This window comes from Cupriavidus sp. FW305-F7, from assembly GCF_058782875.1.
Genome location: NZ_JBYSYC010000007.1, coordinates 80,562 through 104,881, shown reverse-complemented (window position 1 = coordinate 104,881; position 24,320 = coordinate 80,562). Strand labels below are relative to the sequence as shown.

General features: G+C 68.0%; 23 protein-coding genes. 8 read left to right on the top strand and 15 right to left on the bottom strand.

What is annotated here, in order from left to right; genetic code table 11:
- Positions 1-11: 11 nt before the first annotated feature.
- On the bottom strand, positions 12-1,292 hold the full coding sequence (locus AC3WL8_RS08940; RefSeq protein WP_041227727.1) for a carbohydrate porin: 1,281 nt from the start codon (positions 1,290-1,292) through the stop codon (positions 12-14).
- A 279-nt stretch (positions 1,293-1,571) separates the two neighbouring features.
- Between AC3WL8_RS08940 and AC3WL8_RS08935 the strand changes: the two genes are divergently transcribed.
- The 5 genes from AC3WL8_RS08935 to AC3WL8_RS08915 are packed head-to-tail and all read left to right on the top strand — an operon-like array spanning position 1,572 to position 6,871.
- Complete coding sequence (locus AC3WL8_RS08935; protein WP_492378164.1) at positions 1,572-2,267, top strand: TetR/AcrR family transcriptional regulator; 696 nt, start codon at positions 1,572-1,574, stop codon at positions 2,265-2,267.
- Positions 2,264-3,244 (top strand): HlyD family secretion protein, encoded by a 981-nt coding sequence (locus AC3WL8_RS08930; protein ID WP_492378163.1) that lies wholly within the window; start codon positions 2,264-2,266, stop codon positions 3,242-3,244. The genes AC3WL8_RS08935 and AC3WL8_RS08930 overlap by 4 nt, the downstream gene beginning before the upstream one ends.
- On the top strand, positions 3,241-4,209 hold the full coding sequence (locus tag AC3WL8_RS08925; RefSeq protein ID WP_013955510.1) for an ABC transporter ATP-binding protein: 969 nt from the start codon (positions 3,241-3,243) through the stop codon (positions 4,207-4,209). Before AC3WL8_RS08930 ends, AC3WL8_RS08925 begins: the two co-directional genes overlap by 4 nt.
- Positions 4,206-5,369, top strand: a complete 1,164-nt coding sequence (locus AC3WL8_RS08920) for an ABC transporter permease (protein ID WP_013955509.1) — start codon at positions 4,206-4,208, stop codon at positions 5,367-5,369. The genes AC3WL8_RS08925 and AC3WL8_RS08920 overlap by 4 nt, the downstream gene beginning before the upstream one ends.
- 11 nt (positions 5,370-5,380) lie before the next feature.
- Positions 5,381-6,871, top strand: coding sequence for an efflux transporter outer membrane subunit (locus AC3WL8_RS08915; protein ID WP_492378162.1), 1,491 nt, complete (start codon positions 5,381-5,383; stop codon positions 6,869-6,871).
- 13 nt (positions 6,872-6,884) lie between these two features.
- Here AC3WL8_RS08915 and AC3WL8_RS08910 read toward each other — a convergent pair whose 3' ends face one another.
- Genes AC3WL8_RS08910 through AC3WL8_RS08885 form a run of 6 tightly spaced genes read right to left on the bottom strand, consistent with a single transcriptional unit; the run spans position 6,885 to position 13,436 of the window.
- Complete coding sequence (locus AC3WL8_RS08910) at positions 6,885-10,127, bottom strand: pilus assembly protein (RefSeq protein WP_492378161.1); 3,243 nt, start codon at positions 10,125-10,127, stop codon at positions 6,885-6,887.
- Between the two features lie 49 nt (positions 10,128-10,176).
- On the bottom strand, positions 10,177-10,743 hold the full coding sequence (locus AC3WL8_RS08905) for a pilus assembly PilX family protein (RefSeq protein ID WP_049800542.1): 567 nt from the start codon (positions 10,741-10,743) through the stop codon (positions 10,177-10,179).
- 23 nt (positions 10,744-10,766) lie between these two features.
- Entirely contained in the window at positions 10,767-11,801 is a 1,035-nt protein-coding gene (locus tag AC3WL8_RS08900) for a PilW family protein (RefSeq protein WP_492378160.1), read from the bottom strand.
- Positions 11,798-12,421, bottom strand: a complete 624-nt coding sequence (gene pilV / locus AC3WL8_RS08895) for a type IV pilus modification protein PilV (RefSeq protein ID WP_211980686.1) — start codon at positions 12,419-12,421, stop codon at positions 11,798-11,800. The genes AC3WL8_RS08900 and pilV overlap by 4 nt, the downstream gene beginning before the upstream one ends.
- The gene (locus AC3WL8_RS08890) at positions 12,418-12,912 is read right to left on the bottom strand and encodes a GspH/FimT family pseudopilin (protein ID WP_492378159.1); all 495 of its coding nucleotides are present in this window, start codon (positions 12,910-12,912) and stop codon (positions 12,418-12,420) included. The genes pilV and AC3WL8_RS08890 overlap by 4 nt, the downstream gene beginning before the upstream one ends.
- Before the next feature lie 2 nt (positions 12,913-12,914).
- Positions 12,915-13,436: a type IV pilin protein gene (locus tag AC3WL8_RS08885; RefSeq protein ID WP_211980684.1), complete on the bottom strand. Its 522-nt coding sequence runs from the start codon at positions 13,434-13,436 to the stop codon at positions 12,915-12,917.
- Between the two features lie 291 nt (positions 13,437-13,727).
- On the opposite strand from AC3WL8_RS08885, the gene AC3WL8_RS08880 reads away from it, so the two are divergent.
- On the top strand, positions 13,728-14,636 hold the full coding sequence (locus AC3WL8_RS08880) for a MurR/RpiR family transcriptional regulator (protein ID WP_492378158.1): 909 nt from the start codon (positions 13,728-13,730) through the stop codon (positions 14,634-14,636).
- Between the two features lie 15 nt (positions 14,637-14,651).
- On the opposite strand, the gene AC3WL8_RS08875 is transcribed toward AC3WL8_RS08880, so the two are convergent.
- The 5 genes from AC3WL8_RS08875 to AC3WL8_RS08855 form a co-directional block, all read right to left on the bottom strand.
- Positions 14,652-15,590 (bottom strand): glutamate/aspartate ABC transporter substrate-binding protein, encoded by a 939-nt coding sequence (locus tag AC3WL8_RS08875; protein ID WP_492378157.1) that lies wholly within the window; start codon positions 15,588-15,590, stop codon positions 14,652-14,654.
- Positions 15,591-15,900: 310 nt separating this feature from the next.
- The gene (locus AC3WL8_RS08870) at positions 15,901-16,251 is read right to left on the bottom strand and encodes a hypothetical protein (RefSeq protein ID WP_013955499.1); all 351 of its coding nucleotides are present in this window, start codon (positions 16,249-16,251) and stop codon (positions 15,901-15,903) included.
- A 48-nt stretch (positions 16,252-16,299) separates the two neighbouring features.
- A complete protein-coding gene (locus tag AC3WL8_RS08865; protein ID WP_492378156.1) occupies positions 16,300-17,772 on the bottom strand; it encodes an HdeD family acid-resistance protein in 1,473 nt (490 codons plus the stop codon).
- 76 nt (positions 17,773-17,848) lie between these two features.
- Complete coding sequence (locus AC3WL8_RS08860) at positions 17,849-18,349, bottom strand: two pore domain potassium channel family protein (protein ID WP_153953212.1); 501 nt, start codon at positions 18,347-18,349, stop codon at positions 17,849-17,851.
- A 181-nt stretch (positions 18,350-18,530) separates the two neighbouring features.
- The gene (locus tag AC3WL8_RS08855) at positions 18,531-19,568 is read right to left on the bottom strand and encodes a collagen-like protein (RefSeq protein ID WP_492378155.1); all 1,038 of its coding nucleotides are present in this window, start codon (positions 19,566-19,568) and stop codon (positions 18,531-18,533) included.
- A gap of 564 nt (positions 19,569-20,132) precedes the next feature.
- Between AC3WL8_RS08855 and AC3WL8_RS08850 the strand changes: the two genes are divergently transcribed.
- Entirely contained in the window at positions 20,133-20,357 is a 225-nt protein-coding gene (locus AC3WL8_RS08850) for a PA2433 domain-containing protein (protein WP_492378184.1), read from the top strand.
- Positions 20,358-20,442: 85 nt separating this feature from the next.
- Here AC3WL8_RS08850 and AC3WL8_RS08845 read toward each other — a convergent pair whose 3' ends face one another.
- Positions 20,443-20,787 carry an RcnB family protein gene (locus AC3WL8_RS08845; protein ID WP_211980679.1) on the bottom strand — a complete coding sequence of 115 codons (345 nt, stop codon included), beginning with the start codon at positions 20,785-20,787 and terminating at the stop codon, positions 20,443-20,445.
- A 399-nt stretch (positions 20,788-21,186) separates the two neighbouring features.
- Between AC3WL8_RS08845 and AC3WL8_RS08840 the strand changes: the two genes are divergently transcribed.
- Entirely contained in the window at positions 21,187-22,359 is a 1,173-nt protein-coding gene (locus AC3WL8_RS08840; RefSeq protein ID WP_211980678.1) for a GGDEF domain-containing protein, read from the top strand.
- Between the two features lie 28 nt (positions 22,360-22,387).
- Here AC3WL8_RS08840 and AC3WL8_RS08835 read toward each other — a convergent pair whose 3' ends face one another.
- Positions 22,388-23,323 carry a BMP family ABC transporter substrate-binding protein gene (locus tag AC3WL8_RS08835; RefSeq protein ID WP_492378154.1) on the bottom strand — a complete coding sequence of 312 codons (936 nt, stop codon included), beginning with the start codon at positions 23,321-23,323 and terminating at the stop codon, positions 22,388-22,390.
- Complete coding sequence (locus AC3WL8_RS08830) at positions 23,320-24,306, bottom strand: Bug family tripartite tricarboxylate transporter substrate binding protein (protein WP_013955491.1); 987 nt, start codon at positions 24,304-24,306, stop codon at positions 23,320-23,322. The genes AC3WL8_RS08835 and AC3WL8_RS08830 overlap by 4 nt, the downstream gene beginning before the upstream one ends.
- Between the last annotated feature and the right edge of the window lie 14 nt (positions 24,307-24,320).

Here is a 24,320-nt window from a genome sequence, read left to right as displayed (position 1 = left end):
GGCGGGGAGGATCAGAACTCCCCGTGAAACCGTACCCCGTAGAACTTGACCGGGCCGCGGTCGCGGTTGTAGCCGGGGTTGCGCACGTACTGGAAGTCCGGGCTGATGCTCAGGTACTTCACCGGCTGGAAGCTGTAGTAGATCTCCAGGATCTGCTCGGGCCCGTAGCGCAGCGCACCGTCGCCCAGGAACGCGCCCAGCCCGCCCGCGGCCAGGTAGTTGCGGTGGTTTGGGCCCAGCATGTTGATCGCCACCGCCACGCCCAGCGCATCGCGCGCCCGTCCCCACGCATCGCCCTTCAGCACGCCGCCCGCCGACACCTGGCGGCCGATCTCCGTGAAGGCGTAGGTCTCGGTCTTGTCGTCGGACAGGCTGGCGCGCGCGAATATCCCCAGTGAATCGGTAACCTGCTGCACCAGTGTCACGCCCACACCGCTCTTGGCGTGCTCGCGCCGCACGTCGGCGACGTCCGGTGTGCTGTTATTGGCCATGCCGAAGCCGATGGCATCGCTGAACGCGCCCATGCGCGCCTTGTTGCGGAACCACAACAGCCGCGCGGTGCCGGGGCGGCCGGCCAGCTGGTAGCGCTTCTCCACTTCGATGATGTCGCCGTAGTGCTCGAACATGCGGGTGTCGAGCTGCAGCCCGTTGGATTCCAGCGGCTGCAGGAAGCGCCCGATGCGCGCCGACCAGCCGTCGCCGATATATTCCAGCGACAGGCCCCAGCTATAGCCGCGCGCATCGGCCGGATAGTCGAAGGCGCCATGTGTCATGAACGACCAGTTCATGAATTGCGTGCGCGGGTCCGAGCCGAACTCGTTCTGGTCGAAGACATCCAGTACGCCGAAGTTGCCCGCCGTCAGCACCACGCGCTGCTGGTCGACGGTGCGCGCAAACTGGTTGAAATCCGCTTCCAGCGCTTCGCTGCCGCCGCCCAGGCCCCAGGTCTGCCGCACAAAGGCGCGCGCGCGGTAGAACACCGGGTTGGTGCTGGCGGCCTTGCCCAGTTCACCGTTGGACAAGCCGCCCAGGCCGTGCAGGCCGGAAAACGGCACGCCTTGCGTGACTTCCGGGTTGAAGTGGAACTCCGCGCCTTGCCACAGCTTCAGTCCCAGATCCAGCGTCGCGCTGAACGAGTAGCTCTTGGCCCGTTCGGTACCCAGGCTATTGGGGCCGGAGTATGCCGCGCCGAATGATGGCTTGCGCTGCCAGATGTAGGTGCTCTGGCCGTGAAAGGCGAACGGGCTTTCCGCTTCAGCCAGGCCTTGCACCGGCTCCGCTTGCTGCGCCATCGCTGGCAGGCACGCACAACAGGCCAGCGCCGCCAGCACACGGCGAAAACGGAGCGCTCGACGAACGGGAGCGGTGGCAAGTGGCGGAAACGGCATCGGCAGAGGCGGTCAGCAAAAGAAGTGCCGGAGACGGCGCGTTCCGGCGCCCGCAGCATAGCCAAGCGCCCATGACATGTCTACCTGCCAAAGGGTGTGCCGGAAGGCCGACGTTGTAACCGCCCTTGAATTAATTAACGCAAAAATTAATATTCACTGGAGACCGCTTGCATCCGTTTGCCCATGCCGCGCCCGCCCGCCAAACCGAAACCTTCCGCCCGCCGCAGCCCCGGGCGTCCTGCAGCCGGCCAGCCCGGCCAGCGCGAACGCATCCTCGATGCGGCCACCGACCTGTTCTCGCGCCAGGGCGTGGCCGGCACCGCGGTCAAGGCGATTGCCACCCAGGCCGGCGTGACGCCAGCGCTGGTCCATTACTACTTCAGCGACCGCGAATTGCTGCTGGACGCCGTGGTCGAGGAAAAGCTGCAGCCGCTGGTGGCCAGCGTCTTCGCTGCCGCCGGGGATGCCGAGCCGATGGCCATGCTGATCGGCATTGCCGGCCAGCTGATCCGCACCGCGGCCGCCACGCCCTGGTTTCCCGGGCTGTGGATCCGTGAAGTCGCCAGCGCCGACGGCGCCCTGCGCGAGCGCGTGCTGGACCGCTTCGCGCTGCAGCGCGCCGGCGCACTGAGCGCGCCGCTGGCGGCCGCGATCGCGCGCGGGCAGCTCAATAGCGGCCTGGAGCCGGCGCTGGTGATGCCGTCGCTGATCGGCCTGACGCTGCTGCCGCTGGCCACCACCCATATCTGGCGCAGGCTGCCCGGCGGCGAAGCGGTTGATACCGACACGCTGGTGCGCCACGTATCCGCGCTGCTGACGCACGGGCTGGCACCGGCGTCCGACGCCGGCAAGTCCAGGCTTTCTCCGGAGTCATCATGAACCCCGCCCACTCCACCCGCCCGCAACTGCCGGCAGCGGTGCTTGCCACCTTCGCGGCGGTGCTGCTGGTCGCCGCCTGCAGCCGTGAACGCGCCGACACCTGGCAAGGCTATGTCGAAGGCGAATTCGTCAGCGTGGCCTCGCCCTTCGCCGGGCGCCTCGACACGCTGTCGGTGCAGCGCGGCCAGCAGGTCGGCCAGGGCGCCGCGCTGTTTGCCCTCGAATCCGACGACGAGCGCGCCGCGCGCCAGCAGGCCGAAGACCAGTTGCGCGCGGCCGAGGCCCAGCTGCAAGACATGAAGACCGGCAAGCGCCCGGTCGAAGTCGAGGTCAGCCGTGCCCAGCTGGCGCAGGCACAGGCCCAGGCGCAGCGCAGTGCCGCGGCCTTGCGGCGCGACCAGCGCCAGTATGAGATCGGCGGCATCGCGCAGGCGCAGCTGGACGAATCGCGCGCGCAGGCCAACAGCGACGCCGCACGTGTGCGCGAACTGCAGCGCGATATCGACGTGGCCCGGCTGCCGGGCCGGGATGCGCAGCAAGCCGCGCAGGCCGCGCAGGTGGCCGCCGCGCGCGCGGCGCTGGCGCAGGCCGAGTGGAAGCTGTCGCGCAAGACCGTGGCCACGACCCAGGCGGGGCTGGTCTACGACACGCCCTACCGCCTCGGCGAGTGGGTGCCGGCGGGCAGCCCCGTGGTGCGCATGCTGCCGCCGGGCAACGTCAAGGTGCGCTTCTATGTGCCGGAGACGGTGGTGGGCGCGCTGCGCAACGGCCAGGCGGTGCAGGTGCGCTGCGACGGCTGCGCCGCGCCGGTGGCGGCCACCATCAGCTACGTTGCCAACGAGGCCGAATACACGCCGCCGGTGATCTACAGCAACGAGACCCGGCGCAAGCTGGTGTTCCTGGTCGAAGCGCGCCCGGCGGCTGCCGATGCGCCCAAGCTGCGGCCGGGCCAGCCCGTTGAAGTGGTACGGCAATGAACACGACAATCAACGGCGGCGCGGCCGGGCTCGCCATCGACGTGCGCGGTCTGAACAAGCACTTCGGCGACAAGCACGTGGTCAACGACCTGAGCATGCAGGTCGCGCGCGGCGAGATCTTCGGCTTCCTCGGCCCCAACGGCAGCGGCAAAACCACCTCGATCCGCATGATGTGCGGCCTGCTGACGCCCGATTCCGGCACGGGCACCTGCCTGGGCTACGACATCCGGAGCGAGTCCGACGAGATCAAGCGCCGCGTCGGCTACATGACGCAGAAGTTCTCCTACTGGGACGACCTGTCGATCCGCGAGAACCTGGACTTCGTCGCGCGCGTCTACGGCATGCCGAACCGGCGCGAGGCGGTCGACCGCGCACTGGAACACCTGGGCCTGGCCACGCGCTCGGCGCAGCTGGCCGGCGCGCTGTCGGGCGGCTGGAAGCAGCGGCTGGCGCTGGCGGCCTGCCTGCTGCACGAGCCCGAGCTGCTGCTGCTGGATGAACCCACCGCGGGCGTGGACCCCAAGGCCCGGCGCGACTTCTGGGAGCAGCTGCACCAGCTGGCCGCGCGCGGCATCTCGGTGCTGGTCAGCACGCACTACATGGACGAGGCCGAGCGCTGCCACAAGCTGGCCTATATCGCCTACGGCAAGCTGCTGGCGCAGGGCACCGCCGATGAAGTGGTGGCCAGCCAGAATCTGTCGACCTGGAGCGTGGAAGGCGACGACCTCGCCGCGCTGTCGGAGCAACTGCAGGGTGCGCCGGGCGTGGAGCAGACCGTGGCCTTCGGCACCGCACTGCATGTGACCGGGCGCGATGCGCAGGCGCTGGCCGATACGCTCGCGCGGCTGGCCGGACCGGGCCGGCGCGTCGAGCAAACCCAGACCAGCCTGGAAGACGTGTTCATCCACATGATGAGCGGGGCCGAAGACAATATGGCGGCCCGCAAGGCCAGGGAGGCGTCATGACAGCCGCCGCCCGCAAACCGGCCGCGCAACAGCGCTTCTCGCTGCAGCGCTGGTGGAGCATCGTGCTCAAGGAGTTCCTGCAGCTGCGGCGCGACCGCGTCACCTTCGGCATGATCATCGGGCTGCCGATCATGCAGCTGCTGCTGTTCGGCTTTGCCATCAACACCGATCCGCGCCACCTGCCAACCGCCGTGATTGCCGCCGACCAGAGCGAATTCACGCGCTCCTTTATCGCCAGCATGGAGCAATCGACCTACTTCAAGCTGGTCGGCACGCTGCCCGACGAACAGGCCGGGCGCGAGGCGCTGATGAAGGGCGAGGTGCAGTTCGTGCTGACCATCCCGCCCGACTTCACGCGCCGGCTGCTGCGCGGCGAACGGCCCGCGCTGCTGGTCGAAGCCGATGCCACCGATCCCTCCGCCACCGGCCAGGCCATCGCCGCGCTGCCCCAGCTGCCCTACCGCGTGGCCACGCATGACCTGAAGGGACCACTGGCGCCGCTTGCCGGCGGCAAGCCGCCTTTCGACGTGCAGGTGCAGCGGCTCTACAACCCCGAAGGCATCACGCAATACAACATTATTCCCGGCCTGATGGGCGTGATCCTGACGATGACCATGGTGATGATGACCGGCCTGGCCATGACGCGCGAACGCGAGCGCGGCACCATGGAGAACCTGCTGGCCACGCCGGTGCGGCCGCTCGAGGTGATGACCGGCAAGATCGTGCCCTATATCTTCATCGGCCTGATCCAGTCGACCATCGTGCTGCTGGCCGCGCGCTGGATCTTCAGCGTGCCGTTCGTCGGCTCGGTGCTGGCGGTGTACCTGGCGGCGCTGCTGTTTATCGCGGCCAACCTGACGGTGGGCATCACGCTGTCGTCGCTGGCGCAGAACCAGTTGCAGGCGATGCAGCTGACCTTCTTCTACTTCCTGCCCAACATCCTGCTGTCCGGCTTCATGTTCCCGTTCGCCGGCATGCCGGGCTGGGCGCAGGCCATCGGCAACATCCTGCCGATGACGTATTTCCACCGCATGGTGCGCGGCATCCTGCTCAAGGGCAACGGCTGGGTCGAGCTATGGCCCAATGTGTGGCCGATGGCGCTGTTCATCGTGGTGGTGATGGCGATCGCGGTGCGCTTCTACCGCCGCACGCTGGATTGAAGGGGTTCGCCATGTCTCGACTCACGCCTGTCTTTGTCGCCGCGGCACTGTTGTGCGGCTGCGCCGTCGGTCCCGACTTCCGCGCGCCCGCGCCGCCCGATGACGCCGGCTACGTGCCGGGCCCGCAGCCAGTGGCAACCGTCGCGGCCGACGCCGCGGACGCGGGCGGGCAATCCCACGCGCAAACCCTGGCCGCCGGCGCCGATGTGCCCGCGCAGTGGTGGGCGCTGTTCCGCAGCCCGGCGCTGGACGCCACCATCCGCGGTGCGCTGGATGCCAGCCCCACGCTCGCACAGGCGCGCGCCCGGCTGCGCGAGGCGCAGGAGAACCTGGCCGCGCGCACCGGCGCCACGCGCTGGCCCGCCGTTGACGCAAAGCTGAACACCACGCGCCAGCAGGTCGATTTCCAGTCCCTGGGCATCACCGCGATCCCCAGCCCCGGCCCGTTCACGCTGTACGGCGCCACGGTGCAGGTGTCGTACGTGCTCGACCTGTTCGGCGGCCAGCGGCGCGAACTGGAGGGACTGCAGGCAGCGGTGGATTACCAGCGCTATGAACTGGAAGCCGCGCGCCTGGCGCTGACCGCCAACGTGGCCACCGCGGCCATCCGCGAAGCCGGCCTGCGCGCGCAACTGGCCGATACGGCCGCCGTCGCTGCGGCCCAGCAGCGGCAGCTTGGCATCACCGAGGAGCGCCTGCGCGCGGGCGGCGTCGCCCGTGTCGACGTGCAGCGCCAGCGCGCCGAACTCGCGCAAACCCAAGCCCTGGTGCCGGCCCTGCAACGCCAGCTCGATGCCACGCGGCACCAGCTCGCGGTGTACACGGGCCAGACCCCGGCCTCGGCCACGCTGCCCGAATTCCGCCTCGACGAACTGCAGCTGCCCGACACGCTGCCGGTCAGCCTGCCGGCCACGCTGGCACGCCGCCGGCCGGACATCCGCGCGGCCGAGGCCCTGCTGCACCAGGCCTCCGCCAATATCGGCGTAGCCACCGCCAATCTCTATCCACAGATCACGCTGAGCGCCAACGGCGGCACGCAGGCCACCGCGGCGCGCGACCTGTTCAGCAGCCTGAACGTATGGAGCCTGGCTGCGGGGCTGGTGCAGCCTGTATTCCGCGGCGGCGAGCTGCAGGGCCGCAAACGCGCGGCGGAAGCGGCCTATGAGCAGTCGCTGGCCGCGTATCGGCAAGCCGTGTTGCAGGGCCTGCAGAACGTGGCCGATTCACTGCGCGCACTCGAAGCCGACGCCGCGGCGCTGCGCGAACGCGCCGACAGCGCGCGGCAGGCGCGCGATACGCTGGCAGTGGTGTCGGAGCAGTACCGCCTGGGCGGCGTCAGCCAGCTGGCGGTGCTGGATGCCGAACGGCAATCACGGCAGGCGTCGCTGGAACTGGCACAGGCGCGCGCCGACCGGCTGGCGGATTCGGCGGCGCTGCTGCAGGCGTTGGGGGGTGGGTGGTGGAAGGAGGAAGGCGGCGCTGTGGCGGCAGCGCCGCGGTGACGGCGGCGGCCGGCTACTTCTTGTCGCTCTGGGTGTACCAGTAGGTGCGCTTGCGCTTGCCGATCCCCGGCGGCGAGATCTTCTGCGCACCGAGCGACGAGGTATTGTCGCCACCGCCCGGCCCGTTCTGGTTGCCGCCGCCGATCAGCACCGGCACGTTGCTGGTGTTGCCCTGGGCATCGCTCACCGCCACCACGCCAAACACCGGCGACGGCGGCAGGCCGCCATTGTTGAACTGGACATAGCGGTTGTCGTTAAGACCCTTGCCCGTCAGGAACGACACCGCGTAGCCCCTCGCGATACCCAGGTCCGGATAGCAGGCCCCTGACTTGGGCACGCTGGGGGTATTGGTGCCGAAGTAGGTGTAGCCGGCCACAGTCAGCGGCGCGTTAACCACCTTCTCGCCGGTACCCAGCGTCAGGTAGAAGCCCTTGCCGGTACCCGAGTCGGCATACACCGTGGCGGTGGCGTTGAACAGGCTGCTCTCGGTCAGCGGCGTCCATGTCGCAGGCAGCCCGCCGGTGAGCGCGGTGTCCTTCAACATGTAGAAGCGGTTGGTGACGTTATAGGCCAGGCCCGCCGCGTTGCTGGTGGTGTATAGCGGATGCTCGCGGTCGCCGCTGCCGATCATCACCGCGTCATAGGCGCCGGTGGTGATGACATCTGGTGGGTACATGAACTTGCGCGCATCGTTGCTGGTCTGCGCGCCGCCCAGCGCGGCGAACTTGCCCAGCGTCCAGGCCGCCGGGCCCGTGCCGGCAGCCGTCTCGAAATCCAGCCGCCAGACATTGCCGCCCATGTCGCCGACATAGCCCTTGTCGATCAGACCGTCGCCGTTGCGGTCCACCACCGCGACGTCTGACGGGATGGCGCGGTTCAGGCCGGCGGGTACCGAGCAGATGGTGGCGCCGAGGCCGGTGCAATCGGCCAGCCACGCCCGCACCACAGTGCCCGTGAGCGCATCGAACACGATCACGCCGCGCCCCTGCCCCGTCGCGCCGCCGCCCTGCGACGGCTCGGCGTCTTCGGCTGCGTCGTAGCCGGCGCCCATCACCACCAGGGGGTTGGTGTAGCCCTTGACCCGGATCACGCGCGGCTGCGACCAGGTCTGGCCCAGTTCGGCGATCTGGTTGCTGTCGGACTTCCAAAGGAACTCGGGCGCCACCGGGTTGGTCACGTCCAGCGCATAGACCAGCCTGCCGCCGCGCCGCGCGGTCAGGTAGATCACCACGCGCGGATTGGCCGGATCGCGCAGGTCCTGGAACACCGTGGTGGTGCCGTCGAAGAAATAGTCGCGCGGTTTGGCGCCTGAGCCGGTCGGCGAGCCGCTCAGCTGCACCTCGGGCGTGTTGGTGTAGAGGCGGCCGAGCTTGCCATAGAACTCCGGCGGCACGAAGCCCCACAGCTCCCCGCCGGGGCGCACCCCGTTGATGCCGGTGGTCTGGTTGCCGTTGACCGCATGGAAGACGCCGTCGTTGGCACCGTAGAAGACCACCACGCCGGTGGTGCCGCCATAGTTGATCACCACCGGGCGCGAGTGCAACACATCACCGTGCACCGAGCCGCGCACCGTGACGCTACCGCCGGGGCCCTTCTGCTGCTCCGTGCCGGCCACGGTGCTCTCGCCCAGCGCCTGCACGTCGCGGCCGCGCACCCAGTTGATCAGGTTCTTCACGTCGGCAGCGCTGCTGTTCAGCGCCGTCTGCCCGGTGGTGTTGGTCAGCCAGGTGTTGGCGGTATCGAACGACGCCAGGGCCTTGGTGGTGCACGCTCCCGACGGGCAGGTGTAGAGCTTGCGCGCGTCCTGGTCGGTGACTATTTGCGCGCGCAGCATTTCGCCGGCGCCGCCCTTCTCGACGATCTCGCCGTCGCCACCGGTGACGCCAGCGGCGCCGTCCGCAGAGTCCAGCGCCCCGGCCGCGCCCGAGGGGCTATTGACCCAGAAGCCCTTGGCGGGCCAGCCGGTGACGGCACTGCCGGAATAGCTGCTTCCGCTGAACGCCAGCGGCGGCTCCGCGGTCCAGAAGCTCTTGGCGTTGGGCGAGATAAAGCCCGTGCCGGCATTGCTGATCGCGCTCTGCTGGTTGGGCCCGCTCGGATTCGCATCCAGCACCACAATCTGCTTGCTGCTGTCGTAGCCAAGCTTGTATTGCTTCAGATTGCCCATCCAGCGCGGCGCCGCGGTGGCGTCAGGACGAAACATGCCGATGTAGATCTGATTCAGGTACGAGCCCTGCCCGTTCACGCTGACCGGCAGGCTCACCGACGAAAACACGTTGTTGACGGCCTGCATCTCGTTGAAGATCTGCAGCAGCGCATCGACCAGCGCCTGCACGTCGCCCAGCTTCACCACGTAGCGCTTGCCGCCGCCGTTGTCGCCCATGCTGCGGGTCGACTCGACATAGTCCGGGTTCTCGTCGTCGGTGACGGCGATGGTGTAGGTGATGATGTTCTGGTTGTTCTCGACATTGCCGTTCACGTCCGTCTGGTACATGAACCGCGCCCATTCATCACCCCAGTTGCTCTCGTACTTGTTGGCGGCCGGATTCAGCTTGAGCGTGGTCAGCTGCGTCGCGTTGGCCCCGGCCGCCACCAGCGCATCCTTGGCATCCGTGCCGGTGTCCTGCGGCTTGCCGTTGTTGACCGCATTGGCGATGTAGATGACGAAATTCTTCTGGCACGGGTTGGTGATCGGCGACTTGTACTGCGTGCCCGACAAGCCCTTCTTACCCGCGAAGAATGCCCACGCCTCCTGCATGCCGCCGCCCACCTGCGAGTTGTTCGAGTTGTCGCGCAGGCGGTCGATGCTCTTGATGTACTGAAGGAACGCGTTACCGTTGGTGGCATCCATGGTCGGCAGCGTATAGGGCGCCGCCGACGGATAGCGGAAGATCCCGCCAGTGTTGGTGCTGGTGCCGAACATCATCAACCCCATGTTGATGTTGCCGGCGAGCTGCGGATTGGTCACGAGCGTGTTGACCGCCCGGTACAGCGCGCACTGGATCGCGCCGACATCGGTGCCGGCATTGTTGGCGCTGACCACATCGGGAATGTCGCAGCCCTTGATCGTGGTGCTGGCGTTCCAGGTGGACGCGTTGTCCAGCAGCAGCAGCACGTTGGGCTTGGTGCCGGCGTTGGTCTGCAGACCGGTGAACAGGTCGATGTCCTCGGCGCGCGCGCGGTTCACGCCCGCAAAGGTAAGCAGGGCGATTGCGAAAGCCGCAAGGCGGCGCTGCCGGCAGGCGTTGGTCGTCATGCTGGTTCCCGTCCGATCGATGGTGAAGAGGTCGTAGTGTCCTGCGCGGTCACGGACAGGCCGAACCGGTCGGCATGCGCACCGCCACGCCCTGGTGCACGGTTGCAACGGTGCCGGTATTGGCGGCATCGTTGACAGTGGCCGCCACATCCCATTGCGTGGCATTGCACAGCGAATTGCCGCCGCTATTGCCTGCAGTCACGATCCCGGTGTTCTGCACGCCGCTGCCGATCAGGCAAGACACGTCGTCGGCATCGCTCAGGTCGAGCTCAACGTTCTTCATTGGCTTGCTTGTCACGCACTCTGGCTGCGCCACCTGTGCCACGTAGTCCGCCTTGCCGTCGCCGCTGACGTCCACCGGCACCGCAACCGCGGCCGGCGCCTTGGTGAAATCGTTGCTGATCACCTGCTCGATCGCCTGCTGCGCCACGTCGCGCGCCTCGGCGGTGTGCTGCTGGTTGGCGGCCACTTTCACGTTGACCAGCCCGGAATTGACCATGGCCATGGCGATCAGCAGGAACAGGACCATAAACACCAGCGTCACGACCAGCGTGACCCCGTCCTGCCCGCGGCGCAGTGGCCGGCCCTGCGGTTGGCGACCCGATTGCTTGATCATTGCTTGCTCTTTGCGGGGTGAGGTCATTGCTCGCGCAGTCCGGCCACGTTGACCAGCCGCGCCACCTGGGCGTACACATGGCGCTTGAAACCGTCGTTGAACGGACCGCTGGCGGCGGCGCGGCCCACGTCGTAGGTGCGGTTGTCGGACTGGCCGCCCGAGGGCTTCAGCGTGCGCGCCAGCAGGTTCACGCGCACGGTGGTGACGTTGCGCCAGTTGGCGAGCGCGTTGGTCCAGTCATAGCCCGGCACGGTGGCGCAGGCCGCGGCGTTGTTGGCGCCGGGGTCGGCCACGTAGCAGTCGGCCGAGCCGTTGCTGTCCAGGTCCACGCCGTACTGCAGGTGCATGTCCTGCACGCCCTGCGCGACCGAGCGCGACTGGAACGCGCCGCCCACCAGCTCGGCCATCTTCAGCGTGGGGATGCCGTCGCCGCCGTTGCTGCAGCGGTCGCAGCCCGCCAGGTAGAACACGCGCACCACGGCCTGTCGCAGCGCGGCCGGCTGGGCGGAATCGCAGGCCTTGGTGCGCAGGCCGAAGGCCGCCGCGGCGCTGGCGTCGAAGACGAAGGAGTTGGTATCCTGCGCGCAGGCCGAGACCTGCAGATAAGGCACGCCCGGCGTGGGTGCGGCCACCGGCGTGGTCGATACGCGCCGCACCACCAGCACCTCGGAGGTGGCCGCCAGGTCAGGCAGGCATGCCGCCGCCACCCCGGGGCCGTAGCCCGTCAGCGCCAGCGGCACGGTCAAACCCGCCGCGGAGAAGCCCAGCGCCGCCGGGTCTGCCGCGCACAGCGCTGGCTCGGCCACGGTAGCGCCGCGCGCGATGCTGCCGGCGCCGAAGAACCCCGCCAGCTCCACTTCCCGCCGGATCTGGTCCAACGCGTAGCGCCCGTTCTCCACCTGCTCGGCTGACTTGACAAACTCTGTACGCGACAGGCTGTTGGCGTAGTACAGGCTCGCCAGCGCGGTCAGGAGCACCAGGCCGATGGTCATGCCGATCATCAGCTCGATCAGCGAAATGCCGCGCTGGCGGCGCGCGGACAGGCGCAGGGGGCTCATGACACGGTTCCGAGGGTGCCGACGCGGATCTGCGTGCTGACCGCGCGGCGATAGGCATCGTTGCCGTACTGGTCCTTGCCGCAGCCCAGCGCGGGCGCGCCGGTGGTGGCCAGGCCCTGCCAGGCCACGGTGATGCGGTAGATATTGTTGACGGCGTCCACGGTCTCGATGCAGCCGCGCGCGCCGATCATGGCGCCGACGGCCTGAGCGGCATCAGCGGCGCTGGCCCCCGGGCGCTTCTCGGCACTACCCAGCAGCGCCGTGTTCCAGGCCTGCAGGTCCGCATCGGCGGTAGCTTTCTGCGCGGCGGTGCCCTGCGTGCACGCCGCCGGCGGCGCCGCCGCGCTGCCCAGCTGCATGCCGGTCGCGCCGTTGGCATAGCACGATGCCACCTGGCGGTTGGCGTTGAGGCGCGCAACCATGTCCTGCAGCAGCGCCAGCGCCTGCACGCGCTGGTAGGACTCCATCTCGGTCTGCCCCGAGCGCGCCACTAGCCCGGCGGTGCCAAGCAGCGCGACCAGCAGGATCACCACCGCCACCAGCACCTCGATCAGCAGGAAGCCGCCCTGCGTGCGGCGGCCAGGCATGCGCGGCCGCAGCCGCGGGGTTCTGTGCTTCATGAGCAGGCTCCCGTGGCGGAGGCGACGCGGCCAGTCTCGCTGACCTGCACGCAGACGCGCGACGCCGCTGCCGTATCGCCGTTGGGTGCCACTTCGAAAGTCATGGCCGCGCCCGTGAGCCGGCCGTCGTTGCCAAGCGCAAGGGCCCCGGCAGCGCTGGGCGTGATGGTCAGGCCGCCGTAGGGCCCGAAGCTGCGCACCGTCTCGGGGCCTGCGGTGACCGCCCAGCCGGCGGTCCAGGCGGCACCGGTGGCTGCCAGCGTGACCGTGGCATTGCGCTTGACCGCCTCGCTGCGCGCCAGCAGCAGCGCCGAGGTCAGGTCAAGCGAGGCGCCGCGCACGCGCTGGTTGGCGATCAGTGAAGAGAACGACGGCGCCGCCACGACCGCCAGGATCGCCAGCACCGACATGGCGCACAGCAGTTCGACCAGGGTGAAGCCGCGGCGGGTGGGCCGGCCGGGCGAAGACGGCGTGAACGTGGCGCGCCGCATGGTCAGTTCCAGCAGTCGGTGCCTGAACCAGACGCGGATTTCGCGCCGGCACTGGTCAGCGTCAGCGAGCCGCAGTCGGCGTCGCCGGCAACCTGGCTGCCCTTGGGCGTGGCCACGATGCTGTAGCCGGGCGGCGGCGCCGCGTTTGGCGTCACGGCGACGTCGTAGCGCGTTGCCTGCGCGGCCGGTACCGACATGCCCAGCGTGCCCAGATTGGCGGCGTAGGCGCGGTTGTCGACCAGGTAGCGCTCCTGGGCGCCCGAGACCTCCAGCATGAAGGACTCGATTGCGGCCCGGTGCGAGCGCACGACGTGACGGCTGTAATTTGGAATGGCGACGGCGGCAAGAATGGCAATGATCGCCACCGTGATCATCACTTCGATCAGCGTGAAGCCATGCGCTGCCCTGGCGCCGCGCAGGCGCCGGCCCCGGCATGGATTGCCGGTTGCCCCAACTTCCCCAATGACCCGAAACGACGAGTTGACCCTCCCGCCGTGTCGCACTGCCGGGCTTCTATGTCCCATGCTCGCGCTCCGATACCAATTATGTTCCGGTTGACCGAATTCCGGAGGTTATGGCGCGGAGTGTAAGTCACGATCCGCCAAGTGGGTAAGGAAAATATGATGCCGGCTGGCCGGCGTTGTAGCGAACAGACAGTGGCGTTACGGGATCTGCACAGGGCATACAGCCAAGGCATGCGGCAGACGTTATCCGGCAGTGAGGGGGAACCCTGACCCGCCCTGGTTCGACTGGCCCGATGCGCGCCCGGGTGCACCTGTGCAACAATCGTTACAAACACCGAATCCGGAATGCCCATGCCGCCCGACAGCCCCACCCCATCGCCGCAAGCGCCGCCGCAGGACCTGGACGCCCTGATGGCGCTGCTGCGCAGCAACTTCCCCACCCTCAGCACGCAGTTCCAGGGCGGGGCGCGCTACCTGCTCGACCATCCGCAGGACGTGGCGGTGCTGTCGATGCGCAAGATCGCGGCCAGTGCCGGGGTGCAGCCTGCCACCCTGGTGCGGCTGTCGCAGCATCTCGGCTTCGAGGGCTGGCAGGGGCTGCGTGAGTTGTTCGTTGATGCGCTGCGCGGCGGCAGCCAGCCGTACGCGCGCCGCGCGCGCAAGGTGGTGCGTGAAAGCAGCGCCAGCCGCATGCTGGGCGAGATGCTGGACGCGCAGCACCACAACCTCGACATGATCGCCGCCAACAATGAGAAGACGCTGCAGCAAGCGGCAGAACTGTTGTCGCATGCGGCGTGCGTGCATGTGGCGGGTTTCCGCTCGTGCTTCCCGATCGCGTTCACCTTCCACTATGTCTACCGGCTGTTCCGCAGCACCGTGCACCTGATCCGCGCCGATGCCGGCACGCTGGAGATGGAGCTGCGCGGCCTGGCGCCCAAGGATGCGGTGCTGGTGGTCAGCTTTGCCCCCTACTCGCAGGAAAGCATCCGGGTCGCCGCGGCCGCGCGCGAGTGCGGCTGCAAGGTGATCGCGCTGACCGACAGCACGGTCGCGCCGATCGCGCTGGCGGCAGACTGCACGCTGCTGTTCTCGGTGGAAAGCCCATCGTTCTTCCCGTCCGTCACCGCCGGCGTGGCCATGGTCGAGGCCCTGGTCGAGCAACTGCTTGCACGCAAGGGCAAGGGCGCAATCCGCGCGCTGGAGCAGGCCGAGGGCGAACTGCACCGCACCGGCGCCTATGTGGCGGCCGGACGCGGCTGAGCCGGCCCGCCGCGCTTAATCGAAGGCCTCGTCGTTGGGGTTGGCGTAGGCCTTCTTCAGCGGTTCGCTCATCGGCAGCTCGAAGTTCACGTGCTTGGGCGGCACCGGTGCGGCAAACCATCTGGCGTAGAGCTTGTTGATCTCGCCGCTGCGGATCAGCCCCGTGATGGCACCGTCGACCATCTGCTTGAAGCCAGGGTCGTCCTTGCGCATCATGAACGCGTAGGCCTCGAATGACTGCGGCGTACCCACCACCGCCCACTCCGCGGGATTGGGCGCCAGCGTGCGCGCGCCGGACAACAGCACGTCGTCCATCATGAATGCCGCCACCCGCCCGGACTGCAGGATCAGGAATGACTCGCCATAGTCCTTGGCGCTCTGGACGGTGATATTGGCCTGCTTCTCGTCGTTGAGCCGGCGCAGGATGCGCTCGGAGGTGGTGCCGGCGTTGGTCACCACCGCCTTGCCCGACAGGTCGGCGAAGTCGCGCACCGGACTGCCCTTCTTCACCAGCAAGCGCGTGCCCGCAACAAAGAAGGTGGTCGAGAACGCCACCTGCTGCTGGCGCGACTTCAGGTTGGTGGTGACGCCGCATTCCAGGTCCACGGTGCCGTTCTGCACCAGCGAGATCCGGTTCTGCGAGGTCACCGGCACCATGCGCACCTGCAGGCCGGGCACGCCGGTCTCGCGCTTCACTGCATCGATGACGCGATCACAGATGTCCTGCGAGAAGCCGATCACCTTCTGGTTGGCGTCGTAGTACGAAAACGGGATCGACGAGGTGCGGTGGCCGATGGCGATCGTGCCCGACGACTTGACCTTGCTGAGCGTCGGGCTGGCCGCCACGTCGGCAGCACCCGCCGTGCCCGCGAATAACGCCAGTACGGCGGCGGCAAGTGGCTCCGCCAGGGGACGCTGCGAACTGCGCGGACAGGTGACTTGTGCTGCTTTCATACCAGGCTCTCCTTGGGTAGCGTTCACGCGATGCGCCTTTGCACCGGAATGCTAGGCAAAGAGCAACAAGTGTTCCATCATGGATAACCATGAAACATATGTATTTTTACCCGGCGTGGTGAAACAGACGCGTCCGGCGGCAGGCGGTTGCGTAGCTATGGGGCAGCCATGCGCCGCGCAGGTGCATGACGAACGATCTGTGTTGGGAGGACGGGCCGGAACGGCCTGGGGAAGGAAAAGGCGGAAAAGGCAGCGGGCGACTGTGGTGCCGCCCGCGGTGTATTGCCGGCTGCGGCCGACCGCGCGCGGCTTACTGCGAGCACTTCTCCCGGTACGCCTGCTGCAGCGACTTCTTCGGCCGGTCACGCTCCAGTTCCGGGATCATGCGGCCCTGGGCGGTCTCGATGGCTGGCTGGGTGGCGCGGTATTCGCGCTTGGGCGCTTCGGCAATCTGCGCGGCCAGGGCGCGGCATTCGTCCGACTGGATGCTGCCCGGCGTTGCCGCCGGGTCGGGACGGTAGGGCGTGGTGCCCTGCTGCACCGCTTCGTTGATGGCCGCGGCGGCGGCACTGTCCCCGTCCGGCCTCTGCGCATGCGCGCTGCAGGCCATCGCCAGGGCAGCGATGGCGGCAATGCGGATCAGGGTTCGCTGGCTCGGCATGATGACTTCTCTCCTGTGGCTGGATGAATTTATGCAAAGGCTGCCAGCTTAATCGTTCGCGGCCTGCCTGACATTACCGGCATTTTCAGCATTTGCGGCGTCGATGCCACCTGCGACGGCTCCGCTGCCCTCCTTGTCTGCCCGGGTGCGCGCGGCCTCGCGCCAGCCCCGGCGCTGGCGCCGCATCTGCCCCAGCGCCATCCGGGTCATGCTGGCCCAGCCGGACGGCCGCGGATCGGCCAGCATGCTGAGCGCGCGTGCGTAGTCCAGCGTCAGGCCGGGCGTCCAGGCCATGGTCTTGGCGCGCTTGCGGATCTGCGCCGCCACCCACAATTCTGGCGTGGTCAGCAGGCGCCAGAGCGGCCGCCAGCCCCGGGCCTGACGCCAGACCCGGGCCGACGCGCCTTCCAGCGCCGCTTCCAGCGCGTGCGAGACGGTGCTGGAACAGTTGCGGTCGGTCAGGTTGTAGGTGGTGTTCTGGCGGTAGGCGCTCCAGAAGCGGCCCAGGCGCTCGGGGTCATAGTTGCGGATGCGCACCTGCACCGTCGACGGGCACCAGGCGCGCGATTCGGTCTGGTAATCCGGCTGGAACTTGCCGCCCACGTCGTTTTCGCGGGTGGCGCGCAGGATGCGGGTGAATTCGTCTGGCGAGCGGTCGATTTCCTCGGCCGGGTACAGGCTGATATAGATACCCTCGGGCGATTCCAGCGCGGCATGGCCGGTGGAGATCACGCCGTCGCAGTCCACCGCGGCGATATAGCGGTCGACCAGCGGCTGGCGGCGCGCTTCGCCGCGGGCGGACCCGACCGGGGTCCAGACATGCACGGTCAGCACATGCTCGCCGGGCTCGGGCGGGCCGTCCCAGAGGGTCATGTCGGGTGCATCGGCAGCAGCAGCCGTATCGGTTGCCGGGGCGGCGGCGGCGGGAGCGGCCGGTTTGGCATCGGCTTCGTCCATGCCGGGGTTGTGGTCCAGCCGGCGCAGGCGTGAGGCCAGCAGCAGCATGTTCCAGCCGCCGAAGATCAGCCCCAGGGCCAGGCAATAGGGCACGGTGCCCACATAGTGGGTCGGGTACGGCTGGTAGAAGAAGATGGCCAGCGCGATCTCGAACATGCCGACGGCTACCGCCAGGCGCCAGGTGCGGAACCGTACCACGCGGGCCGAGACGATCTGCAGCAGCCCGTCGGCCAGGAACAGCGTGCCGAAAATCATCGACAGCACGAAGTTGCCGTGATGATGGCCGGCCAGGATCAGCACCGCGGCAAAGCAGAACGACACACCCTTGACCTGCCGCAGCGTGCGCTGCCCGCCGATGCCGGTGCGCGCCACCACCAGCGTTGCCAGCCCTTCGAGCAGCAACACCACCGCGAACGGCGTCATCGGGAAATAGATGGCGTTGTCCAGCGCATCGACAAACATGGCCACCCCCAGCAGCACGCTCAGGCAGCCCAGCCGCAGCAGGCCGCGCCAGCGCGTGCGCAGGTAGTCCACGCCCAGCAGGATCATCACCAGTCTTGCCATGTCAGGTCGTCCTCCTTCCGTTGCCGGGCCGCCGCTGAGCGCGGCCCGTGGTGGGGTCACATGAGCGGTGATTCCGCTAGGGAGCGCGGCGCCCGCCTCCTTCGTCGCGCTCAAGCTCCCAGTCGCGGCGCATCATCACATAGGTGAACGAGGTGGACCAGCCGATCAGGATCAGGCCGACCAGCGGCTCGATGCTGGCGATCAGGCGGCTGGCGCCCACCGGGACGATGTCGCCCAGGCTCTGCGTGGTGAAGGTCTCCAGCGCAAAGTAGGCGTAGACCAGCGCGCCTGGTTGCGTGTGCACGCCGGACACGCCGGCACTGCCCATCGCGGTCAGCCCGCCCAGGCCCAGCACGTGGTCGGCGAACCAGAAGCCCAGCGCAAACACCAGCGCTTCCAGGCAATGGACCACGATGATGCAGACGATCAGCACGCCGATGTTCATGCGCCCGCTCCAGCGCCGGGGATGTATCGCCGACAGCAGCCGCAGCGCCTCGTAGTGGATGCCGACCACGGTCACGGTCAGCACCGCGGCGCACAGCAGGGCCAGCGAATAGTGTTCGGCGGAGGTTTCCATGCGCAGCGGCAGAGCCTGGTCGGTGTCCGGGAGGATCGGGAACAGCGCGGGAAAAAAAAGCGCCCTCCAAAATAGCACTGGAAGGCGTTCAGGAAAACCAGGGAGCGGGGTGCGGCTGGCGCGCGGCCGTGCTCGTAGCCCTGGCAGAGGGTTGGTGGCGGCCGGGTGGCCGCCGCATGGATCAGCTGCTGCTCTTGCAGGAAAGACTGACGTACAGCGCGCCGCCCCATTTGAAGTTGCGGTTGCCACTGACCTGCACCTGGACAATGTCGTTAGCCGCCACCGTCGTCGTGGCCGGCGCCGAGCAGGTCCGCACGGTGGCTCCGAGCGAGCAGGCGGACGCGTCGGTGATGGCAAGCGGGGCGATCGTTTCCAGCGCCGCGCCGCTGGCGACACGGTATGCCGCCAGGGTGTACTTGACTTCGTCATCGGGCACGGCGCCTGCCAGGCTCGCGTTCAGGGTCAGGCCGCCGCTGCAGCCCACCGGCATCACCGCGCCGAAATTCGGATCGATACTTTGGCGGTCCAGCCCGGTGCCGGTCATGACATAGGTGCCATTGCCATCCGGCGAGTTGTACACAGCGAAGTTGGCCGTGTAGATCGTCGCTCCGGCGCCGCCATTCCCGCCTGCCTCTCCTTGCTGGCCCTGGGGGCCGGTGGCGCCAGTCTCGCCGGTATCACCCTTTTCGCCCTTTTCGCCCTGCGGACCTTGCGCCCCGGCCGCGCCGTCGGACCCGGCCGGACCCGCCGGCCCGACCGGACCGGTCAGGCCGACCACGGAGACCCCGGCCGGCCAGCCTTCCGCCGTCTTCGGGCCGAACAGCGTGTTGGTGGTCGTATTGAGGTAGAAGCTGCCTTCGCCGCCATCGGCAGCGGTGGGATCTGCCGCGCCGTGCAGCAGCACGGCGCCGGGCGCGCCGGCTACGCCCTGCGGGCCGACCAGCGACACGCCGGCAGGCCAGGCCCCGCCAGCCTTGGGCCCGTAGAGCGTCGAGGTCGTGGCATTGAGGTAGAAGTCGCCGTCCGTGCCAGCGTCCGCCGTGGGCGCATTGGTGCCGGACAGGATGGTCTTGCCGTTCGCGCCGGCCGGGCCGGCCACACTGGCGGATGGCGCAGCGTTGGCCGGCGCGGAATCGCCGCCACCGCCACCGCAACCGGCGAGCAGGATGGCGAGGCAGGCGAGCGGGATCGCCGCAAGTCTCAGGTCAATGTGTTGCACGATGGAAGCCCCCCGGTTTCTCATTAACGGCATGCCCGGATCCGTGCCGGGTGAGCCCAATCTAGAGATCGCGGCGATTCCGATAAATCGTGCATTCGCACGGGCTGTTTCATTAATGAAGCGCGTTCCCGGAGCATCGGAAAACTGCTCCCGCTTCAATAGCGCCAACGCCCGTTTAAAATTCAGGTGACTCGGGATAATGCTTATGAAAATACCCGGATTGCCGCGCCTGGCGGTGACACGAAGGCTGCCCGGCCCAATTCAGAGCAGGCGGATTCAAGCATCATGCGACCGCATCCGTGCGTGTCGGCGCGACCAGAAAATACCGGCAATATCTCGCCCAAATGGTTGAGTTCCGGATGAGACGGCGTGACTCCGGGTTGTTCAAAAGCGAAACGAATAATCGCCATTTACCCCTTCGTGGGGGGATATGCGCATCACCGGCAAAACCAGCCGATTCATGCCGCACCCGGCCAGGTGCGGGACGGCGCGGCGATGGACTATGCTGGAAATCCCAACAGCGTCTTCGTGGAGGCCATCGTGCGCAAATATGTTCTTGTCCTTATGGCACTGCTGCTGGCCGGCGCCCCCGGCCTGGCGCTCGCCCATAACTGCCCCAATGAGATGAAGGCCATCGACGCCAAACTGTCGACCAGGCCGGCGCTGTCGCCAGAGGATTCCGCCAAGGTTGCCAAGCTGCGCGCCGACGGCGAGGCCTATCACAAGGCCGGCAAGCATGACGAAGCGATGAAATCGTTGCTCGAAGCGAAGAAGATCCTGGGGATCTGAGACCGATCGCAAAAGAAAGAGCCGCCACGCGCCCCGCGTGGCGGCTTTGTTTCTTTTCCCGCGGTCGTCGCCGCAGCAGGCTGGGTCAGGAACCCGATCCGACCTGCTGGACCACGCCGTTGGGCGCCACCAGGTAATATTCCGCGCCAATCCCGACCCAGCGCGTGCCCTTGCGCGGCGCGGGCAGGTTGTATTGCTTGTAGTCGTCGATCACATACTGGCGGTCCCTGAACTCGGTGGGCAGCCGGTCACCCTTCTTCCACTGCTGCACCTGCATATAGGGCGAGTTCTGCGCCGCCGGCGCGGAGGCGGCCATGGGATCCGTCATCGGCTTGGGCTTGGACTTGGCACCGCCCTGCGCCATCGCAAACGGCGCCGCCAGCACGCTTGCCGCCAGCAACAGCGCCGGCATCGCTTTCTTGGTCTTCATCGTGATCTCCTTGCGTACGGGAAAACCGAACTGCCGGAGGATCCGGACAGCATCTACCAGATTAGTCACAAATACGGACAACTGCGGCATCCGCCATCCATGGCGACGACGCTTCATATGACTGATGATGCATTCGGCTTGGCAGATTGTTCACAATTGTTTGCGGGCTGGCGCCCATTGGGGGGGAGCCGCTAACGTCACCCAAGACTAGAATGGGTCCTGACAGAAACAATTTGTTACGGGCGGCCGCTACGCAGTCTGTCAGCGGGCCGTGGCCCCGCGGCCCCGCCGCTGCGGGCGCGCACCGCCCGCTATGTTCCCTGGCTCACGCCCTGTTCACGGCGCTTCGCACGCGGGCACCCGTCCCTGCCAGAGAACCATAAAAACAGGGGACTCTCCGTGTTGCACGATGCTGGTCAATTCCTGGCCCTGGTCAATCCCGCCATTGCCATCCTGCTTTCGCTCTGCTTCCTGCTGGCCTGGAACCATGAGCGCACGCGGCACTATCTGCTGCAGCTCGGTGCCTGCTATTTGCTGTACGCGCTTGCCGTCGCCCTGCAGATCGTCTGGGTGCCGCGCAACGGCGGCGGCAACGCCACGGTCACCGGTGCGCTCTACCTGGGCAGTGCCGTGCTGATGCTGCGTGGCATGCTGGCGCGCATCGGCGCGCGCGTCGATACCTGCGCGCTGGTGTCGCTGCCGCTGGCCCTGTTTGCGGCGCTTGCCTGGTTTGATTTCGTGCAGCCCCAGCTGGTCGCCCGCATTTACATCCTGAATATCGGCATCGCGCTGATCCTGCTGCTGGGGATCGCGCCGCTTGCCCGCCTGCGCACGGGCAGCACCGCAGACCGGGTGCTGTTCTGGGTCTTCCTGTTGTTTGCCCTCCATTTCCTGCCGCGCACGGTACTGACCATTGCTCCGGCCACCGGACAGGACGCTGCCGCCTTCACCCGCTCGGCCTATTGGCTGTGGCTGCAGGTCACGCTGGCATTGCTGCTGCTCACGCTGGCGCTGGCGCTGCTGGCGGCAGCCATGCAGGACGTGATCGACGGCCTGCGGCATGAACGCGACACCGATCCGCTGACGCAGCTGCACACGCGCCGCAGCCTGGAGGCGCTGGCCGCGCGCGAAATCCCGCCACCTCAGGGCAAGCCGCTGAGTGTGCTGCTTTGCGACCTCGACTTCTTCAAGTTCATCAACGACAACTACGGCCACAGCGCCGGCGACGCGGTGCTGGCGCAAATCGGCCGGATCATCGCCGCCGGCGTCCGCCGGCGCGATATCGCCGCGCGCCTGGGCGGCGAGGAGTTCGTCGTGCTGTTGCCCGATACCCCGCCCGATGCAGCCTTGCACCTGGCCGAACGGTTGCGCCAGACGCTGGAGAGCTCGGAAATGGACGTGCTGCCGGGCATGCACTCGGTGACCGCCAGCTTTGGCGTGGCCACACTGCGGCCCGGCGAAGACCTGGAAGCACTGCTGATGCGCGTGGACAACGTGTTGTATGCGGCCAAGAACAAGGGCAGGAATTGCGTGGAGTGGGAACGGGAGGCCGGCATGCCGGTGCTGGCATGATGCTGCCGTGCCTCCCGTCCGGCGGCGGCTATGCAACCGCAGGCGCATCGCCCACAGCAAACTCGGGCCCGTCATAGCCCTCCGCCACGGCCACGCCGCCATCGAGCAAGCGCTGGCTCCAGTGGTCGATTGCCGCGCGCGCGGCCGTGCTGACATCACGGCCCAGGGCGAGCCGGACGGCCGCCGGCGCTTCCAGCCCGAAGCTTTGGGTGGTTCCCCATGCGATCCGGTCACGCTTGAAATCCCCGATCGCCAGCTCGACGCACAGGCCGCTGTCGGCCACCGCGGAAGCCAGGAAGACATCGGGATGCCTGCTGGTCCAGTCGAGCACGTTGCCGATCTGGCGGATGCCCGCGGCACGGCAGGCGGCGATGGCACCGTCGCGGCCACCGTCGATCATCGCAAATACGATATCGGCGCCGGCGCGGGCCTGCGCGGCAACCGCGCCGCCGGCCAATGCCGGATCGTGCTGGTTGCCGCAGAAGGTCGTGAGTGCCGGCAGGCCAGGCACCACGCTGCGCACGCCATGGAGAAACGCCGCGCGCCCCTTCAGCCCGGGGCACACCTTCTCGCCCGACAAATGGGCAACCACGCCGGTGCGCGAATCCATCGCCGCCAGCACGCCCGCAAGGAAGGCGGACTGTTCCTGCAACACCGCATAGCTCGCGGTGTTGGCGCACAGCACGCTGCCCTGCGTGACCACGAAGCGCCGGGCGGGATGGCGAGCCGCGGCAACCGAAACGGGATAGTCCCCCTGTCCGCCATGCGCAACGATCAGGTCCGGACCGGTCTCGCACAGCGCCAGCAGCGCTGCGGCACGCGCCTGTGGATCCGGATCGGCAATCCACGTCACCGCCAAGTCGTGGCCGGCATTGCGTGCGCGCATGGCGCCGACATGCCCGGCTTCGTTGAAGCTGCCGCGTCCTTCGGGTCCGAACAGCACTACCTGGATGCGCGCGCTCATGACAGCGTCGCCCCGGTTGCCGCGACCACAGGACCCCAGGCCTGCGCCTGCTGGCGTACGTAGGCGGCGAACTCATCGGGCCGGCGCTCGGCCAGCACAAAGCCCTGGGCCTCCAGGCGGCCGCGCAGGGCCGGTTGTTGCAGGATGACCTGCAGTTGTTGATGCAAGCGTTGCACGATGTCCTCGGGCAGGTTGGCCGGCGCGGAGACGCCGACGAAGTTTTCGGCCACCAGGCCGGGATAGCCGGCTTGCGCCACGGTGGGCAGCTGGGGCGCCTGCGGCACGCGTTGCGCCGAGGTCACCGCCAGCAGGCGCAAGGCGCCGGACTGCAGCAATGGCAGGTTCTGCGGCAGGGCATCCACCGCAAACGGGATCTGTCCGCCGAGCAGGTCGGCGCGCATCGGACCCGCGCCCTTGTATGGCACGTGCGTCAGCCGTAACCCCGCCTGCTGGCCAAACAGCTCGCCGACGATATGCGCCACCGACGCCGCCCCGCCACTGCCGAACGGCACGGGGTCGCGCTGCGCGCGGATCCACGCCGCCAGCTCCGCGAGGTTGCGCGCCGGCACCGACGGATGCACGGCAAAGACCGTCGGCACCGCGCCGATGTAATGCACGTGCGTGAAGCTGCGTACCGGGTCGTAGGCGGGCCGCCTGAGCAGGAACGGCGAGATGCTCAGCGCCGCCGAGTTCGACATCAGCAGCGTGTAGCCGTCATTGGGTGCCGCGGCGACCGCTGCCGCGCCAATCGTCGATCCCGCCCCCGGCCGGTTGTCGGTCACGAATGGCTGCCCCAGCTTTTCCTGCAGCACCGGTGCCAGCAGCCGCGCCACGATGTCGCTGGACCCGCCCGGCGGGAAGGTCACCACCAGCCGTACCGGATGGCGCGGCCATGCCGTGGCGCCGCTGTCCGCGCGCGCCGGCATCCCCGGCAATGCCGGCGCGGCCAGCGCCGCGGCAAGGAACTGTCTTCTCGAAATCACGATGGCCCTCCGGC

Excerpts from the sequence above, each read along its gene's own strand:
- AC3WL8_RS08865 (WP_492378156.1), bottom strand. The coding sequence starts at position 17,772 with ATGGCAAGACTGGTGATGATCCTGCTGGGCGTGGACTACCTGCGCACG.
- AC3WL8_RS08835 (WP_492378154.1), bottom strand. The coding sequence starts at position 23,323 with ATGAGCGCGCGCATCCAGGTAGTGCTGTTCGGACCCGAAGGACGCGGC.
- AC3WL8_RS08880 (WP_492378158.1), top strand. The coding sequence starts at position 13,728 with ATGCCGCCCGACAGCCCCACCCCATCGCCGCAAGCGCCGCCGCAGGAC.
- AC3WL8_RS08925 (WP_013955510.1), top strand. The coding sequence starts at position 3,241 with ATGAACACGACAATCAACGGCGGCGCGGCCGGGCTCGCCATCGACGTG.
- AC3WL8_RS08920 (WP_013955509.1), top strand. The coding sequence starts at position 4,206 with ATGACAGCCGCCGCCCGCAAACCGGCCGCGCAACAGCGCTTCTCGCTG.
- AC3WL8_RS08915 (WP_492378162.1), top strand. The coding sequence starts at position 5,381 with ATGTCTCGACTCACGCCTGTCTTTGTCGCCGCGGCACTGTTGTGCGGC.
- AC3WL8_RS08875 (WP_492378157.1), bottom strand. The coding sequence starts at position 15,590 with ATGAAAGCAGCACAAGTCACCTGTCCGCGCAGTTCGCAGCGTCCCCTG.
- AC3WL8_RS08900 (WP_492378160.1), bottom strand. The coding sequence starts at position 11,801 with ATGAGCCCCCTGCGCCTGTCCGCGCGCCGCCAGCGCGGCATTTCGCTG.
- AC3WL8_RS08890 (WP_492378159.1), bottom strand. The coding sequence starts at position 12,912 with ATGCGGCGCGCCACGTTCACGCCGTCTTCGCCCGGCCGGCCCACCCGC.
- AC3WL8_RS08860 (WP_153953212.1), bottom strand. The coding sequence starts at position 18,349 with ATGGAAACCTCCGCCGAACACTATTCGCTGGCCCTGCTGTGCGCCGCG.
- AC3WL8_RS08870 (WP_013955499.1), bottom strand. The coding sequence starts at position 16,251 with ATGCCGAGCCAGCGAACCCTGATCCGCATTGCCGCCATCGCTGCCCTG.
- AC3WL8_RS08930 (WP_492378163.1), top strand. The coding sequence starts at position 2,264 with ATGAACCCCGCCCACTCCACCCGCCCGCAACTGCCGGCAGCGGTGCTT.
- AC3WL8_RS08910 (WP_492378161.1), bottom strand. The coding sequence starts at position 10,127 with ATGACGACCAACGCCTGCCGGCAGCGCCGCCTTGCGGCTTTCGCAATC.
- AC3WL8_RS08845 (WP_211980679.1), bottom strand. The coding sequence starts at position 20,787 with ATGAAGACCAAGAAAGCGATGCCGGCGCTGTTGCTGGCGGCAAGCGTG.
- pilV (WP_211980686.1), bottom strand. The coding sequence starts at position 12,421 with ATGAAGCACAGAACCCCGCGGCTGCGGCCGCGCATGCCTGGCCGCCGC.
- AC3WL8_RS08885 (WP_211980684.1), bottom strand. The coding sequence starts at position 13,436 with ATGGGACATAGAAGCCCGGCAGTGCGACACGGCGGGAGGGTCAACTCG.
- AC3WL8_RS08935 (WP_492378164.1), top strand. The coding sequence starts at position 1,572 with ATGCCGCGCCCGCCCGCCAAACCGAAACCTTCCGCCCGCCGCAGCCCC.
- AC3WL8_RS08850 (WP_492378184.1), top strand. The coding sequence starts at position 20,133 with ATGGCACTGCTGCTGGCCGGCGCCCCCGGCCTGGCGCTCGCCCATAAC.
- AC3WL8_RS08905 (WP_049800542.1), bottom strand. The coding sequence starts at position 10,743 with ATGATCAAGCAATCGGGTCGCCAACCGCAGGGCCGGCCACTGCGCCGC.
- AC3WL8_RS08940 (WP_041227727.1), bottom strand. The coding sequence starts at position 1,292 with ATGGCGCAGCAAGCGGAGCCGGTGCAAGGCCTGGCTGAAGCGGAAAGC.